Source organism: Bacillus sp. RK1064 (genome assembly GCF_051488405.1).
In the GTDB taxonomy this organism is placed as follows: domain Bacteria; phylum Bacillota; class Bacilli; order Bacillales; family Bacillaceae; genus Bacillus.
Genome location: NZ_JBPSCZ010000002.1, coordinates 1 through 15,370, shown reverse-complemented (window position 1 = coordinate 15,370; position 15,370 = coordinate 1). Strand labels below are relative to the sequence as shown.

The following is a 15,370-nucleotide window of genomic DNA, read 5'->3' as shown; positions in this document are numbered from 1 at the left end:
ACGCTTTGGAGAAAAGAGATATTTTATGATGGAAAATGAAAGATAGTAGACTGATTGCCTGCTTTATATGAGTGCAAGAACCCTTACTTTAGAAAAATTGGAAAAAATCTTGATTTAGATTTAAGAATCTATTACTATTGTGAATATAAGGAAAATATAGGAGTGATTACATGATTAGAAAATTAAGTTTAACTATTTTTGTTTCATCAGTCGTTTTATTTTCTTTACTGTTCGCCCCTTCTTTGTCTTTGGCCACTACCAATGAAGATTCTAATTGGATTGATTTAACCACCAAGAATTCTATTGTTAATGGTAAAAAAGTAGAGAATCAAAAAGCAAAAGATTCTAGTACGGACGGGCCAACTAAATTGCAGAAAATCGCAAAGGAAAACGGATTAGAGGTTGAAGCTTCTTACGAGAGTTACATAACCTATGATGAAGATGGTAAACAAACTTCTTCCGGTATAATTACTTCTAAAAGTCAGAAAAATTCATTAGAGAAAAAAGCAGCAAACATTGTGTATCTCGCCTATACTTTTCTTGGGGGAAAAGTGAATAAGGTCTTGCATGGTGTTGAAGTAACAAAAGTGGTAGGTACTCCTCCAGCTACACTTGAAGTACAACAAACATTGTGTCAAAGTGGATACTACAACAAACAATTCACCTGTCCGCATGTAATTAAAAAAACTTTTTTGGGGCTGCAAATTAAAAAAGGCGCAGAAGTCCATCAGTTTATTAAAGTAGATAAAACTAAGTTTTGGAAATATTCAGGGTGGGGAATTGCAACATGGGCTGGTAAGCCACCTTCAATAAAAACATTAAAGTGGGATGAAGGCCTATATCTAACAAACAAGAAGGGTATGTTTTTTCCAAACTATACTGACAAACAGTCTGGTTTGAATTTGCAAGCTCCTCCGAACGCTTTTATAAAAAAAGTTCCAAAAGAGAAAAGAGTTAAATGGGGGAATAAAGAGCGCACAGCTTATAGAAATTGGTATGAAAAGAAGTATGGCGGAAAAACATGGGTAAAATTTGAAATTCACCATCAACTTCCTAGAGAATATGGTGGAGGAAATATGACAAAGAATTTAATTCCAGTTGAAAAATCATTCCATCGACAAGAAATTAATCCTTGGTGGGCTTCATATTAAAAAAGACTCCGTTTGGAGTCTTTTTTAAATATTTTCGTAATAACCTTTGACATCTCGATTTATTTCCCAATACTTAACACCATTTGAGCTTAGCAGACGGTCAAACCATATTTCAAAATTCGATTCTAAATTCTCAGCTTCTTCAAATGAATCTATTGAATCTAAAAAGAACATATAATCTAATCCATTACTATATCTGTTTGTATCAATTACATATCGTCCATCAAAATGATACCCAATTAATATACACTCTTCAGGAAGATCTTGAGCCTCATTATATTTAATGACATCATTTGTACTAAGTATTTCAATACCGTCAATTATGTCGATTCCATTATGTAATCTAAGAAATTCCTTGTAATCATTAGGGAATTTAACCTTAAAGAAATTTTCTAAATCTGCAATTTCCTTCTCAGTTGCGGGATCATTAAAATGAAAATAGGGGTCTTCTAAAACAAAACCACCAGGCTGTATCAATGGAAATGCCCCATGACTGTCAAGAATTTTTTTTAATCCTTCAAGAGTCTGCTTAATCAAGTCACCCTCTCTAATTTTCGCCAACTCCCCTCATAATTGTTAAATCTATTATATATGCTTTCTTGAAAAATGGATATTAATTTAAAATAGGGGAAGATTTTTTTACTTACCAGCACTCAGATGATTCCAAGTGCTGTCGAAAGTTTAAACGTTGCTTGCTTTTTTAATTTGTAATATCGATCTTTCTTTAATCCAAGTTCTTCACATACCTCAAGGTCTTTAACCATTCGTGAAGTAAGGTACTTCATGCGAATAATGTCTTGTTCAATTTCATCCAAACTGTACTCTAGTGCTCTTTCTATTTGCCGCACCTTCAGCTCTGAACAAACATTTTGATCTTTTAATCTTGGAAACAAAGTTAAGATGCCATTTGCTTTTTGCTCATCCAAGTTCTCTTGTTTAACTTTTAATGCTTTATAAAGCTTCAATTCATTTATTAATGTCTTACGTACCTGCTTTTCATTGACCTCAGGAATAAGGCATAATTGGTTGGTTAACAAATTTATACCCTCTCTCTAAAAAACCTTATAAGCAGACTATTTAATTATATAATTGAATTATTGTTTGAAGTACTATCGTTCGTAGAGTTATCGTTTGTAGAATCTTGAGCGATCTCTTCAATCGACATTTTTATATTGCACAAGTCTTCTAACTTGATAATTTTTGTAACTGTACATAACTTTTCCTTAGGATGGTTCCCTAGTAAAATAAGCTCTTTATTAACAGCATGAAGGATATACCACTTCTGTTGATTAATTTCATCGTTTCCGTTAATAGGATTATCTGTTTCTCTAAGTTCATTTGCATATATATAAATATTTTGCTCTTTTCTATCATATACAAATTTCAACGAACTTCTCATAATAATTGGTATCGGCAAATAAAAAACAAACACCAAAATCAAGATAAAAACTAATGCGCCAATAGAAATTTCACTTCCTATATCATGAATTAAAGTGCCATTAAAGGAGAAGTAAAATATTAGTACACAACAGAAAAATAAACAAAATGTAATTCCTCTTACCCAATTTAAATCAAGAAATTGTGGATACTTTTCCTTTCCTTCATTAACAATGAGTATCACTACAAAAATTATAGAGCCTATTAAACTAGCTATAGACGCTACGAATTGAGATTGACTGGGATTCCCTGTCCAATCTGGAGCACCAAAAATATAAATAATTACTAAATTAATGAACATCCACATAACAGTCTCTCCAAAATATCTTAAAATAAATAATGAAAATAACTGATCCTTAGAAAATAATTTTTTCTCAAAGATATTAGAAGATAGTAAGGAGATAGGTCTAATTTTTTTAAAAACCAAATATGACAAACCAGCTAAAGCAGCTATATAACTTGGTATCCCAAATGGTTTAAGCAATTCATAAAATTCCATAACTACACACCTTTTCAATATTCTTCTTTATTGAATCGGCATTTTTTAGATTTTTTCAAGTAATTTGGGAACTCTATCTGCTAAATATCTATTCTGTGAGAACTTGTATAATTTAAATTTGTGAACTGGCCATCTCGTGTAGTGATCTCGGTTTTACCGTACATTGGTGTTTCAGCCAACACCACATTGTTGGAATAACCATCTAGGATAATGACTTTCACTTCTCCTTTGGTCATAAAGCTATCAATGGAGATATTTGAGTGCGTAATTTTGTAAGGATTATTCATGCACAAGGCCTCCCATGTTATAATGAATTGTGCAGATTCAATAGAACTGGGGCCTTGTGCCTCGGTTCTTTTTATTTGCCCTGAAGAGCTTGCAAATCACGTACACACATTCTAAAGAAGTGTTCGTCCCTTAAATCTAAAGACAGGTCAATCAGCACCTTTAAATCAGCTTCAGTAAGTGCCTTATCCAAATTTTCTGCCCAAGACTTTGGAACAACCAAGGTATTACCACTAAGGAACCTTACTAAAATGTCATCTTCAGATACTTTAAGTACATAACCTTCTTTGTTAAGTGTTTCTCTTTTGCCTTTCCTTGATGCTTTTATCCAGTCTCCTTCTAAGAATTTGTTTTTCATCTGATAATCCTCCATCCTTTCTTAATCCTACTGACTAGTTCATATTGTTTAAGTGGTTCATAGAGGTGGACGCGCTGTCCATCCTCTTTGCGATAAAGCAAGAACCACCGTTTTGAGCGTTTGCGTGCCATCTTAGGCAGCACCGTCTTCCTCTTCTTTTTGATCATTCCCGCCAGAATCGTCTTTCACACTTTGAGAGGATTCTAAATCATCATCTTTTTGCATCGGTTCAGCTTCGTTGGCTTGATCCTCTTTCCAATCCCACCATTTTTCAGCAAGCGGAGCCACTGCAGCTCGGTAGTCATTGATCAGATCGACGATGGCGCCGGATGACATCTCAAGCTCAGTAGCCAACTTGCGGTATGATTCACCTTCAATGCGACGTTTAACGACGCCAGCCATATTCTCAGGGAAATCCTCATGTTCTGGTGCCAGACCTTCTTGGATGAATTGATCCACCACTTCACGTTTAATCTCCATAGGCTTTTCTTCAATTTGTGGTTTTTCTGCAGGTAAGCCCAATTCAGCCTCTAACTGTTCTGGTTCTGGCTCAGCAATGTGGACAACACCGCTCTGATCTACTTGATAATTTACTATAGGTCGCTCAGTGTGAGCGTTGATCTGCACGTTATAGCTGACAACATCGCTCTCAATTTCAACACGCACATCGTTATCAATCATTTCAGCAAGGTTTTGAATGCTGTTTCCTAGATCCTTCGTTGAGATTTCAAGGACCAATTCTGTAACACCCTTAGGCTTGTGATTTACTTTCTTGACTGATCCATCAAAATTTACAAAAGACATATTTGTTCCTCCTCATGGGTTGGTTTGAGAGTTGAGACTTCGACTTCAATTCTCGGTGAACTGCTATAGAATTTGCTTACATGTAGATCGACTATCTGGCTATCATCCTGCCAAATGACTTTATTCAGGCCATCTTTTATCCCTTTGATGTAGTTATCAACATCCGGCTTCTTAGCTGGTCTCAGCTCGCCTCTTTCAGCTTCTGCGGCCTTTTTCTTGCTGAAGCTTTTTAATGTGGATTTGTAAACTTTAACCCTCAATTCCAGAGGGCCTGTAAGAAGTTGATCAGGACGGTGATCACTTGCTGCCAACTTCACGTATTGCTTAAAGTCTCGTGATTTCTTGGGATCGTATAATCTCGTCATTCCATTCATGTGAGTAGCTCTTGGACGCCCCTGTGCAACTGGCTCTCCGTAGACGGTGAATGCTATCTTCATTCAGATGCCTCCATCCTGGCGTTATATGTTATCACCCTATTGCCACGTTGACTCTTGAAAGAGATGACAAGCATTTCAAGTTCATAGAGTGATAAATTTTCAGGGTTCTTGTCCAAACTAGCTAAATATCCAATACGAGTTAATTCGCTTAAAAGGTTCTCACGACGCTGTTTGCTATTAATATTTGACATGTTCATCCTCCGTATCATAAAGCGGCTTCCATTTGCCGCGATAAGTTTACAAACCTTCCGTACTCTTTCATAAAAGCAGTATTTATTGTCCCAACCTCACCATTTCGCTGTTTAGCAAAAATGATTTCGACTATATTTTTCTGTTCACTATCTTTGTTGTAATAATCATCACGATAGAGGAACGTAACAATATCAGCGTCTTGTTCAATGCTTCCTGAATCACGCAAATCAGACATCATTGGACGTTTATCTTGCCTCTGTTCAACTCCACGTGAGAGCTGTGATAGCAAAATGATTGGGACATTGAAGCTTCTCGCCATATTCTTCAGCTCTTTTGTGATAGCTCCAACCTCATAGTTTTTGCTCTCAAACTTACCGATTGGGGTAATAAGCTGCAAATAGTCAATGATGATTAAATGATCTTGATCAGGATGGTCCTTTTTCGTTTTACGGATCTGGGACCTGATGTCTGCGACTGTTTGAGTTGGCTGATCATGGATATAGATATCTAATTTTTCGTATTCACCCATAGCTTTGTTGGCTCTGTCATAATCTTGATCGCTAAAGTACTTTTTTGGATTCCTCCACTTCGTGCCTTCAATTCTCCCAAGGCTGCTTAACATTCGATGAGTTAACTGTGTATCTGACATTTCTAGCGAAAAAATATCTGTTACTCCACCCTTTAGCGCGTTATTACAACCTAGATTAAGAGCGAAAGCAGTCTTTCCCATAGATGGACGAGCAGCCACGATAATCAAATCACTTTTTTGCCAACCACCTGTCATGGCGTTCAGATCCGCAAGACCAGTGTCGACTCCTGTAAGATCCCCTTGATCTTCTTCCATGCTCATGAATATCTCCGTCAGAACATCCATTTTCGTCCGATTAGCTTTAACTCCAACTTCTTGCACTTCAATGGTCTTTTGATAAAGCTCAGTGATCCCCTCATCGCATGGGGCATTAGCAAAAGCTAAAGCGGCACTTTGTAAATCTCTGAGTCTAAAAGCCTCGTAAATTAATGTTTCATAGGTCTCGAAAGCATGTTTTGAGGGAACAGTACTTGCAAGATTGGTTAAGTATTCAAAGCCTCCAATTGAATTTAAAAGGTCTCCCATAGATGCAGCGATATTGGCCAATTCAACAGGCTTACCTAGCTTGTCCACTTCCCTCATCGCTTCGAAAATGCGTTTATGCCGTTCTTCAGCAAAATGTCTGGGCTCTAGTGCTGTTTCTTTAATCAGATCACCTTCAAGGATGATACAACCTAATAAAAACTGTTCAGCTTCTACGTTTCGCAAATTTTGCATTTTGTTCCCACACTTTCTGTTTCGCTAAGAATTCATTTTGCTCTGGTTGTTTGATTTTGATTTCTGCGATAGCAGGTGGGAATCTTTTTTCAGCAATGTGCTGGTCAATCTTTTTCAAAACCTGTTCATAGGGTTGATCCTTTAGGTGATCAAGCCAAAGTTTAATTCTTTCTTTTCCGATCGCGTCTGTAGTGAGTTCAAACCTTGGATAGGCAGCTGCAATTCTTGTTAGAATAGACATTGCTTGCTCTTGATTCATGTTCATCAACCTCCTCCAAATTTAATCCCATTTTCTTTTGCGTATTGAGCTAGAGCGTCTAAATTACTTTGTCTATGCTGCTTTGGTTTAAATTCAGAAACATTGTTTTTAAGAGGCTGATGTTGGTGTTGCTGTGTATGCCAACGATCAAGAATCGCTGATTCCATGTATGCAAATGATTTAATACTGTCTGCTCTATGCTTTGGTTGATATTGATCAAATACCTCGTCGATCCACACCAATATGTCTTCAAGTGGGATTCGCTCCTTGAGAATCCTTTCAATGGCAGCTGAATCTTTTGGTGTTAACATCAACCCACCTTTTCGTGATAAGTACTTTTCTTCGATCTGCTGGAAAGGAGTTAGTTCATTTTCTACTGAGGCTCTCTTTTCTTCTTCCTCTTCTTCTTTAATTCTTAAATTCTTTAATTCTTGATATAGTTCCGACTTCGTACCGCTTTCGTTCCGTCTTCGTTCTGCGATAGGTCCTTCTTCCGTTCTGGCTTCTGTTTCATGATTACTCGAAAACTCTTGATATGACTCGTATTTCACAATGGTGAATAGTGTTCCTAGTTCCGTTTCGCTAACAGTGATGATGTTGTTCGTAACGAGTTTCTTAATTGAACGCATAATTGTACTTTTAGACAGCTTTTTTAACCCTCTTCCTTCTTTATAAGCGAGGTCCTCACATAGTTTTGAGTACGATCTTATGTACTGGCCCTTATTTAATACAACTCCATTCATTTTGAAGCCATCTTGATGACTTGCTCTCATAACTAATAAAGTGAACAGTCTAAAAGTAGTCACGTCATTCCATAATTCGTGTTCTAATATTTTTCGGTGCAGTTTTATCCATCCAGTAGACAAATAACTTCCTCCTCTCCAACATCGTCTATTAAGGTCTTTTAACCTCACATAGAGCGTACATTCCACTGATCCTAATAAAAGTAAGGCCTGGCTCATTTCTTTGTATATAACCCTTCACATACGCTCTAAATAACGCAGCTTGATTACGACTTGATTTAGATAAAGACAGGTACACAAACGGAATAGGAACTTTAATGATTAGCTTCTCCCTCACTAGCTGTTCACCAGTTCGGAAAAATGGATGATGCGGTTAAGACGATTTGTAGATCGACAATACTTACACTTTTCACATCTTCTCGGTCTTTCTCCGCCATGCTTAACCTGAACGATCCGCTCCATGTTTTTTTCTATATCTTCTAACTCAATTTCCATCCTTGACTCATCAATATTGATAACAGCTTTATCTGGTGGATCTTCTTTTGATATGGCCACAATCAAAGGCTCTAACCATTCACTACGTCCCGCTTCCTGTCTTTCTATTTCCGCATAGAGTGCCATTTGAGCAATATATCCATAGGCTTCTACAAATGAACAATAGCCAAGCTCTTGGTCCCAAATTCTTTCCCTGAGAGAACGAGTCGTTTTAAGATCAGCAAAGCGGCCACCTGCAGGGTTGTACACATCTAGTTTTCCTTTCCAAGGCACTCCGAACAGTTCACCTGTGATAATCACTTCTTTATCTCCTTGAAGAACAAACATGCACAAATCATCATTTTGTATAGCTTCAATCATGAGATCAGCCAATTGATACTGTTTATACAATTGGCCCTTTTGTGTAAATAGAGCAGGTGTGTTCATCTTAAATTCATCAAAGGCCTGTTCTCCTTCAAGCCAAGCATGAACATATTGACCAAATAGCAGAGCCTCAGAGGACGGCGGCTGCCATTCCCTGTTGAGTTTTGCCATTGTAGCCGCCTCACACTCTAAGAAACTCTTATATTGAGAATTTGACATATAAACTCGGTCTATCTCGTTAGAATAATAATTATCATTGTTGATTGTCGGAATCATCATTTGCTGGCTCACCAGCCTTTACATCACTCTCTTTTTGTTCCTGCTGCTTTAGAAACTCTTCTTCGATTTTGGATTTTGTAGCACCTGAAACTTTGACGTTGAAATAATCCTCTTTCTTTGCCATACCATCACGAAGAGAAGTGTAGATGCGTCCTATTTTGAGATAATCTTGCTCAGTAAAGGCATCTAATTTGCTACCCACATATTCCTCGACCATTTCCTTCGTAACACCAAAATCAGATTTAAATGTTGTTAATGCTTTTCTTAAACGGTCTTCTAAAGGCTCTTTATGACCACTAATCAGCGTTCTTTGACACATATCAACTGCTGCATCAACAATGTCTCCTGGTATCACTCCGAGAATGCACGCACGAACGCGACGTGCACCTTGGTTTGCAACCAGTTCATAAATATCTCTTGGATCGTTGAGCTTTGTAATGGCTCCTTTTGCTTTTCGTTCATGCTTCACCGTAAATATTTTGGTCTGACGAGTATTGGTTTCAAGATCCCATGCATAAGCCATAACAGAAGATTCTCCTGCTTTTTGTTCAAGTTCCATGATTCCGTAATCAATGTTCCCCCAATTCTGTGCCAAAGCTTCAGCGAGTCGAATTGAAGGACCTGATACCTTTGTGCCACCTCGCGGATATTCATAGACAGCATTCTCAGCTAATAGCCTACGCTCACATGCTTTCTTAATTCGTTCAAAGGCAGCATAAACGTCTCGCGGAAACCTCTTTGCTATGACCATAGCTGCTTGTACTTCCTGTGCCTGCCGACTAACCATAGCTTCAGTTGTTACTGAAGTTCCTGCTGATGGCTGTGAAGCTGCCATATAGTTTGAGTAATCAACATTTGACAATCCATTCATATAAGAAACCCCCATTGAATTTAGGTGCCAACCTGCTTATAATAGTGGTTGACACCATATTCTGTGTCTGGTTATTTAGATGAGTTCACTTGTTGGGAGTGAACTCTTTTATTTTGCTGTTTTAAATTCAAAATCAAGTTCCTCTGCAAGATATCGTTCTAGATTTTCTCGCAAGATCAATTCACCCGAATTTTTATCCTCAACATAGTCATCTTCTAGCAAAATTTTTGAACCATAAAAATCAATTCCAAAGTGCTCTTCTTGCCTCACCACATCTTTTGGATAGCCGTATCTATTAATCTCTGTGATGATCGGATGCTCAATATTCATCTTCTTCCCTCCTTTTCTGTTTGGTGTGAGCATCAAGAAATCTCTAATTTTGAGCGGATCGCATCTGCCTTTAGTTGTTGAAATTTCTCAAAGGCTTGTTTATCAGGAAATTGGAACATTGGCTTACCCTTGTTAGTCATCACAATTGATCCATTCACTTGTGATAAATAGAACTGATCAGACTGTCTCTCACTGAAAGGTTTAATAATTGGTTTAGTTCTCAAGACTTCTTTCCTCCCTAACACATTATTTGATGCTTATTCGCATCGTCCGACCGCGGATGGAGCATGATTTGAGGGGGTAGGTGTGCACTGTCTCACCCGCAAGCCGGACGACAAGAATAAGCCTTGTCGTGATCTCTAAATAACGCTATAATGAGATCGATCATTTTGTTATTCATGGTTTGAAATGATTTAAGCAGTAAGTGTCGGAGCTTGCTGCTTTTTTCTGTTTTCTATTTCCGTTCTGATCTGTAATTCCAGAGCTGCTAATAAAATGAGCCCTTCCTCTGTATGACGCATTTGACATTGTTTCACGATATCTTTCGCCTTCATTAAGCGACTTGCTGTGAACAAATACTTCACCTAGATCAATCCTCTCAATCTATTTTTTAGTGATTTTGGATATTTGATTTTTGTAATCCTCGTAGCCTGTTTTAATAAATGAACCTTAGCTTGGCTTTCGTAACGCTGAATTTGGTTTAAAGATTTAGCAATATCTTTGTGACTTGCTAATGCCGTATCGATATCAGCACTCTCTAATGCTTTCATTAATCTTTTTTGTAGTTGTTCAATACAGATCATTTCAGCTGTTATCCCTTCATGATCAATACTCTTGAAAATCGCTTTTCGCATCTTCATCCTCCAAACAAAGCCATAATTGCTGTAATTTGCTGCGTGACCGCAAGTGGATCGACACCACATAAGGTTGCGATCATGGCTTCTTTTGCATTTGTCGCCTCCATCCACCGCACATATGTAGGAACATCAAGCATCTTTTGATCGTTCTCAAATTTTGATATGCAGCTCCTTGAGCGACTTAACAATTCAGCCAACTTCTCTTGGGACATCCCAGCTCTTTTCCTTGCTTGTCGGAGCACTACCCCCAACCTCAACTTCCTCACCCCCTTTGTTCTGGTTAAGAACTTTTTCCAAGTTAGAACAGCTAGAAAATTTTTAAATGGGTATCATGATGAAGAAGCAACTAATTCTTTCTTTTCTCTTTCAACTTTTTCTTGATGCTCTTTCATTCGTTTAATTAAGATGCCGCTTAGGTACTTATAAGCCCTGGCTTCTGCTTGATGAAATAGAGGGCCTTTTGTGACGGTTATTTTCAATTGGCTACATCTCCTATTCATTTTGTGATGTATCATCACAATTATGATTAAAAAATTTTGTCCATTCAAAATCTAGAATATTGCCTAAAACCTTGGCAACTCTAACACTTGGGGTTTGACCATTCTCAATCTTGGTATAATAAGACCTATCAATACCTGCTTCCCTTGCCACTTCATACTGTTTGAGACTTTTACTCGCTCTGAAATCTTTTAACCATTGATTGGACTTCACTAAATCACCTCCGCATTGTGATCTTTCATCACAATTATAATGTGTTATATCATCACAATCAACCCTTTTTGTGTTTTTTTATCACAAAAATTTAATTGTGACCTATTATCACTTATAATGAACTAAACAACAAATTACATATAAACTAAGATTTTTATGTCAGGGGTTTTAATATGACTGGATTAAGTGAGCGGTTAAAAAAACTAAGAAATAATCATAGACCTAAGCTCTCTCAACAAGCTCTTTCGGAAAGATTAGGTATCAATAGAGCAACTTATGCAAGATATGAAACGGGAGATAATGAGCCTGATTATGATACATTAGAAAAAATAGCTCAGTTCTACAATGTGAGTATAGATTTCTTAATAACAGGGAGAGAATTTGAGGCATCAGATGAGGAGATGTGGAAAGAGCTCTTAAATCCGAAAACACAACTTTTCTTTAAAGATCTTAAAGATGCACCCGATGATAAGATTGAGGAATTAATTCAGTTTTGGGAGTTCATTAAAAACAAAAAATAATACATTAAACACTTTTATAGAAGCCTACAAAAAGGCTTTTTTTATTAACTCAAAACAGAACATTTGTTCTAATGATTTTATAAGGAGTTGCTTAAGTTGGAACGTATTTTGCCAAAAAACACAACACACTTAGATGACTGGATCGAAGCATTCTATCATCAAATCAACATTAAAAATCCATCAGAACTTGATCTATTAGACATCGCCTACCGCTCCAATTTAAAAGTCGAATTCTTAAACATCAGCAGCCGGTACTATGCTGGAACTATTATCATTGATAATCGCCTCAGCCCTCAGGAACAGTGGCAAGATTTTGGTCATGAACTTTGTCATGCGCTAAGACATGAAGGGAATCAACTGATTATGCCCCCACTGTTTAGAGAGCTGCAGGAAATGCAGGCGAAGCGTTTTGCATATAAGTTTTGTATTCCGACATTTATGCTTAGAAAAATAAAAGCTATTCAACCGTATAATCATTTCACAAATGAAATAGCATCTCTTTTCAATGTTACATATAAATTCGCTACCGAACGTTTTGTGACTTTTACCGCATCTAATAAATCATAAATTTGTCTACTTTTGTCGAAAATAAACATAATATGGATTTTTGGGTTATTATATACTTGTGCATTTAGAGAATTTAACCCATTAACAGTTTTCTGAGGAAGGAAATGGGGATAATGCTTTATATATTTAAAAAAATAGATAATACCTCAATAAAAAAAATTCAAAGTTTTTTTGAGGATTTCAACTCTATGCCAAAAAATAAATATGAAGTAAAGGATGTAGAACATTTTTCGGATTTTATCAGATACACCTTTGTTAAATTTTTTGACTCATATGAACTATTCTATGACGAAAATACTCAAAATCTTGAAACAAAGAAATTCTCAAGAATGTATTCTGCACAAATATTAATTTTAATAAAGTTTAATTGCATTATTATTTTTGGCGAAAAAAAAGTTTGTTTAAGTGCTGAAAAGCATATCTTTGAAATTTCATCTAATACTTTAATTAATTGGGAGTTCACTTTTAATCAAATATACAACCACTTTTCAGAACTGGAGATGACTATTAGTGAAGTAACATTTTCAAATATCAATTTACTTGATACTTCTCTAAATGCTATAACTCTAGAATTTCACAATAACTTTGATGCTCTTAAAATTATTAATAAATTTAAAAAAAATCCTATAAGTATGAATTTCAAAGTTTTTTATCAGAAAGAAATGTGCGAACTAGGAATTAATTTTATTTCGGGGCAGATAGAATTGAAATACGAAAGTTTTTCAAGAGTTGCTTTAGAAAATTTAGAGGAAAAAATATTGAATCTAATTGAAGGTGAATAAAATGTCAGAAGAACAACAAGTTCAAGGAGATCGTTGGACTACACAAACTCTAAATATTTTAAAACAATTTGGTTGGGAGCAAAAAGCTGATGCTAATTTTGATATTGCCTGCTCCAATAAACCTAAACATGGAACTAACGACAAAAACAGAAAAAATCCACATGGCATAGATTTGCTGCTTTCTTATTTTGATCCCTATAAAAGCAGTACTAGTGATGTATTAGTAGAATCGAAAGAAAGAAAATGGGATGGCATCTCTAAAACTACATTGCAAAGTTTTGTTACACAATTATCAAACACATTAGAATGTGCAAGAACAGCCCCATCCATAATTAATGATTTTGGATGTAAAAACCTCAATGAGGGATTACTGATGATATGGTGTAATGAACCTGAAAAGTTTGACGAAAATGAATTTCAAAAATACTTAAGCGAATTAAAGATAGCAAAAAGAAGGAGACCACTGACCATATACGTTGCTTCTAATAAAGAAATACTGAGATGGTGCTCTATATTATTAAAAATTAAAGATATTCGTACTAAAGGTGAGAAAATAGAATTCTTTTTCCCAGGGGATTATTTTAGTAACGGTCTCACAACAGTTAAGAGGCAACAACAACTAAACATTACCCACATGTTCTCGGATTATATTTTTGCCAAAGGGAAAAGTTCGATAACACTTTTAGATCATCAATTCACGGTTAATTCGAGTCATGTATTTTTCTTTGCTGAACCTACTATTGAAGAACTGAGATTTATGGATAAATGTATAACGCCTTATCAAATTGAAGACGATACTCAACGGCTTGTTATTCATATTTATGGTGAGCAGAGAGAATATCGTACACAATTACAGCAATTTAAAAATGAAAAAGAGCAAAATAGCAATTCTAAAATAAAAATTGAATTCGACTATATGATTGATTTAAAGAAACCACCTGAAAATCTAATTTATAAGGAGTAAAATCCATGCAATTAAATAGATATCCGGAAAAAACCAATCTATTCAAAGCAATGAAAAACTATATGCATTGGAAAGATATATTTGAATACTTAAGAAATAGAGGTGTTTTAGTAAGTGGCTTTTCTAAAGATGACTATGCACGTGTAGGGGTGAATTTCTATTTTTCAAAAGAAACATATTTAGACTTGAAACAGAGATTAGATGGTGAAATTAATTTCATTAAATCTAGCAGATATTATATTGATAGTGAAAAGGTAGATGATTTGAAAAATAGTATATCAGCAATCGTAGGAAAAAATTTAGGAAATGATGACACATCAGTGGTTTTATTTGATAATAATGACGATACATGGGAATTTGAAATTACCTATACAGAATCAAAGCCAGGGATGATAGATTTATTAGATTCAACTGAAAGAAGAATACCTGTTAAAGTTAACACTCATAAATCTTTCACAAGTCTCGATTTTAATCTGGAAAGCGCAAGTGATCATAAAAAAGTTACGGAAATTTTGACTCATATACAAAAAGAAAATCCAGAAGTATCATTCGCCCTATCAGATATAGACTTAGAAAAACTCGACGAGAATAATAAAATTTCCTTATTTAAAAATTTCTTCGAAATGCTACACTCTGATTGGGAACTCAAAAAGATAAACAAGTTGAAAGTAAATAGACATTCTAAAGATCAGAAGAAAAAGTTAGATGATTTACTTCAAGGTATAAATTCAGCTTTATTAGATGGCGAAAATTTAATCGAAAACGAATTTATTAAAACAATTACTAAAAAAGATTTTCATTTTACCATGGCAAGTATGCGATTTGATAATAAAAAAACATCAGAATATATTGATTTCTCTATAGAATTCAAATCAAGACCCGTAAGATTTGAAGCAAAAATATTAAATTCAGGTGAATATGAAGAATCAAAAGATGGTTTAATTGAGAATAAAAAAGTTCTCAATAAAGATTTGCAAAACAGTATTACTTTCGATTTTCAAAATCAATTTTTTATTCTGTATAAACAATTACTAAACAAACAAAGAGCAGAATATGAAGAACTTAATTTAACCGACGACTTGACGCTGGATGAAACTGCAGCATCAAATGAAATATATGAGGATGACGACGCTCCCCCCTCTTGACATTAATAATGAAA

At 35.6% G+C, this 15,370-nt stretch carries 26 protein-coding genes; 6 read left to right on the top strand and 20 right to left on the bottom strand.

Annotated features, from left to right (window positions below; all coding sequences use genetic code 11):
* Positions 1-170 precede the first annotated feature (170 nt).
* The gene (locus ACSSTM_RS18795) at positions 171-1,151 is read left to right on the top strand and encodes a hypothetical protein (protein ID WP_327821543.1); all 981 of its coding nucleotides are present in this window, start codon (positions 171-173) and stop codon (positions 1,149-1,151) included.
* A 24-nt stretch (positions 1,152-1,175) separates the two neighbouring features.
* On the opposite strand, the gene ACSSTM_RS18790 is transcribed toward ACSSTM_RS18795, so the two are convergent.
* The 20 genes from ACSSTM_RS18790 to ACSSTM_RS18695 form a co-directional block, all read right to left on the bottom strand.
* Positions 1,176-1,703 carry an SMI1/KNR4 family protein gene (locus ACSSTM_RS18790; protein WP_437404326.1) on the bottom strand — a complete coding sequence of 176 codons (528 nt, stop codon included), beginning with the start codon at positions 1,701-1,703 and terminating at the stop codon, positions 1,176-1,178.
* A gap of 101 nt (positions 1,704-1,804) precedes the next feature.
* Positions 1,805-2,188 (bottom strand): ArpU family phage packaging/lysis transcriptional regulator, encoded by a 384-nt coding sequence (locus ACSSTM_RS18785; RefSeq protein ID WP_327821544.1) that lies wholly within the window; start codon positions 2,186-2,188, stop codon positions 1,805-1,807.
* Positions 2,189-2,232: 44 nt separating this feature from the next.
* On the bottom strand, positions 2,233-3,087 hold the full coding sequence (locus ACSSTM_RS18780) for a hypothetical protein (protein WP_327821545.1): 855 nt from the start codon (positions 3,085-3,087) through the stop codon (positions 2,233-2,235).
* 80 nt (positions 3,088-3,167) lie between these two features.
* Positions 3,168-3,374: an XtrA/YqaO family protein gene (locus tag ACSSTM_RS18775; RefSeq protein WP_327821546.1), complete on the bottom strand. Its 207-nt coding sequence runs from the start codon at positions 3,372-3,374 to the stop codon at positions 3,168-3,170.
* 71 nt (positions 3,375-3,445) lie between these two features.
* A complete protein-coding gene (locus ACSSTM_RS18770) occupies positions 3,446-3,730 on the bottom strand; it encodes a hypothetical protein (RefSeq protein WP_327821547.1) in 285 nt (94 codons plus the stop codon).
* 132 nt (positions 3,731-3,862) lie between these two features.
* Positions 3,863-4,534, bottom strand: coding sequence for a hypothetical protein (locus ACSSTM_RS18765; protein WP_327821548.1), 672 nt, complete (start codon positions 4,532-4,534; stop codon positions 3,863-3,865).
* Positions 4,522-4,971, bottom strand: a complete 450-nt coding sequence (locus ACSSTM_RS18760) for a RusA family crossover junction endodeoxyribonuclease (protein ID WP_327821549.1) — start codon at positions 4,969-4,971, stop codon at positions 4,522-4,524. Before ACSSTM_RS18760 ends, ACSSTM_RS18765 begins: the two co-directional genes overlap by 13 nt.
* Positions 4,968-5,162, bottom strand: coding sequence for a hypothetical protein (locus ACSSTM_RS18755; protein WP_106032763.1), 195 nt, complete (start codon positions 5,160-5,162; stop codon positions 4,968-4,970). The genes ACSSTM_RS18760 and ACSSTM_RS18755 overlap by 4 nt, the downstream gene beginning before the upstream one ends.
* Positions 5,163-5,176: 14 nt before the next feature.
* Positions 5,177-6,469, bottom strand: coding sequence for a replicative DNA helicase (gene dnaB / locus ACSSTM_RS18750; RefSeq protein ID WP_437404308.1), 1,293 nt, complete (start codon positions 6,467-6,469; stop codon positions 5,177-5,179).
* The gene (locus ACSSTM_RS18745; RefSeq protein WP_075623713.1) at positions 6,441-6,728 is read right to left on the bottom strand and encodes a replicative helicase loader/inhibitor; all 288 of its coding nucleotides are present in this window, start codon (positions 6,726-6,728) and stop codon (positions 6,441-6,443) included. Before ACSSTM_RS18745 ends, dnaB begins: the two co-directional genes overlap by 29 nt.
* A 5-nt stretch (positions 6,729-6,733) precedes the next feature.
* Entirely contained in the window at positions 6,734-7,594 is an 861-nt protein-coding gene (locus ACSSTM_RS18740) for a hypothetical protein (protein WP_437404307.1), read from the bottom strand.
* A 213-nt stretch (positions 7,595-7,807) separates the two neighbouring features.
* Positions 7,808-8,608, bottom strand: a complete 801-nt coding sequence (locus tag ACSSTM_RS18735; RefSeq protein WP_437404306.1) for a PD-(D/E)XK nuclease-like domain-containing protein — start codon at positions 8,606-8,608, stop codon at positions 7,808-7,810.
* Positions 8,583-9,479, bottom strand: a complete 897-nt coding sequence (locus tag ACSSTM_RS18730) for a hypothetical protein (protein ID WP_437404305.1) — start codon at positions 9,477-9,479, stop codon at positions 8,583-8,585. Before ACSSTM_RS18730 ends, ACSSTM_RS18735 begins: the two co-directional genes overlap by 26 nt.
* Before the next feature lie 108 nt (positions 9,480-9,587).
* Positions 9,588-9,809, bottom strand: coding sequence for a YqaI family protein (locus ACSSTM_RS18725; RefSeq protein WP_437404304.1), 222 nt, complete (start codon positions 9,807-9,809; stop codon positions 9,588-9,590).
* A gap of 32 nt (positions 9,810-9,841) precedes the next feature.
* Positions 9,842-10,033, bottom strand: a complete 192-nt coding sequence (locus ACSSTM_RS18720; protein ID WP_135009312.1) for a hypothetical protein — start codon at positions 10,031-10,033, stop codon at positions 9,842-9,844.
* A 189-nt stretch (positions 10,034-10,222) separates the two neighbouring features.
* Positions 10,223-10,393 (bottom strand): hypothetical protein, encoded by a 171-nt coding sequence (locus ACSSTM_RS18715; protein WP_155267116.1) that lies wholly within the window; start codon positions 10,391-10,393, stop codon positions 10,223-10,225.
* Positions 10,394-10,663, bottom strand: coding sequence for a hypothetical protein (locus ACSSTM_RS18710; protein WP_437404303.1), 270 nt, complete (start codon positions 10,661-10,663; stop codon positions 10,394-10,396).
* A gap of 2 nt (positions 10,664-10,665) precedes the next feature.
* Positions 10,666-10,908, bottom strand: coding sequence for a helix-turn-helix domain-containing protein (locus ACSSTM_RS18705; RefSeq protein ID WP_223251388.1), 243 nt, complete (start codon positions 10,906-10,908; stop codon positions 10,666-10,668).
* 87 nt (positions 10,909-10,995) lie between these two features.
* The gene (locus ACSSTM_RS18700) at positions 10,996-11,145 is read right to left on the bottom strand and encodes a hypothetical protein (protein WP_181185473.1); all 150 of its coding nucleotides are present in this window, start codon (positions 11,143-11,145) and stop codon (positions 10,996-10,998) included.
* Positions 11,146-11,158: 13 nt separating this feature from the next.
* On the bottom strand, positions 11,159-11,377 hold the full coding sequence (locus tag ACSSTM_RS18695; RefSeq protein ID WP_047947372.1) for a helix-turn-helix transcriptional regulator: 219 nt from the start codon (positions 11,375-11,377) through the stop codon (positions 11,159-11,161).
* A gap of 173 nt (positions 11,378-11,550) precedes the next feature.
* Here ACSSTM_RS18695 and ACSSTM_RS18690 point away from each other — a divergent pair, with 173 nt between their 5' ends.
* The 5 genes from ACSSTM_RS18690 to ACSSTM_RS18670 all read left to right on the top strand — a co-directional run bounded on the left by ACSSTM_RS18690 (position 11,551) and on the right by ACSSTM_RS18670 (position 15,356).
* Positions 11,551-11,898, top strand: a complete 348-nt coding sequence (locus tag ACSSTM_RS18690; protein WP_047947373.1) for a helix-turn-helix domain-containing protein — start codon at positions 11,551-11,553, stop codon at positions 11,896-11,898.
* 96 nt (positions 11,899-11,994) lie between these two features.
* Positions 11,995-12,465, top strand: coding sequence for an ImmA/IrrE family metallo-endopeptidase (locus ACSSTM_RS18685; RefSeq protein ID WP_437404302.1), 471 nt, complete (start codon positions 11,995-11,997; stop codon positions 12,463-12,465).
* 104 nt (positions 12,466-12,569) lie between these two features.
* Entirely contained in the window at positions 12,570-13,247 is a 678-nt protein-coding gene (locus ACSSTM_RS18680; protein ID WP_437404301.1) for a hypothetical protein, read from the top strand.
* A gap of 1 nt (position 13,248) precedes the next feature.
* Positions 13,249-14,211: a hypothetical protein gene (locus tag ACSSTM_RS18675; protein WP_437404300.1), complete on the top strand. Its 963-nt coding sequence runs from the start codon at positions 13,249-13,251 to the stop codon at positions 14,209-14,211.
* Between the two features lie 5 nt (positions 14,212-14,216).
* The gene (locus tag ACSSTM_RS18670) at positions 14,217-15,356 is read left to right on the top strand and encodes a hypothetical protein (protein WP_437404299.1); all 1,140 of its coding nucleotides are present in this window, start codon (positions 14,217-14,219) and stop codon (positions 15,354-15,356) included.
* The last annotated feature ends 14 nt before the right edge of the window (positions 15,357-15,370 follow it).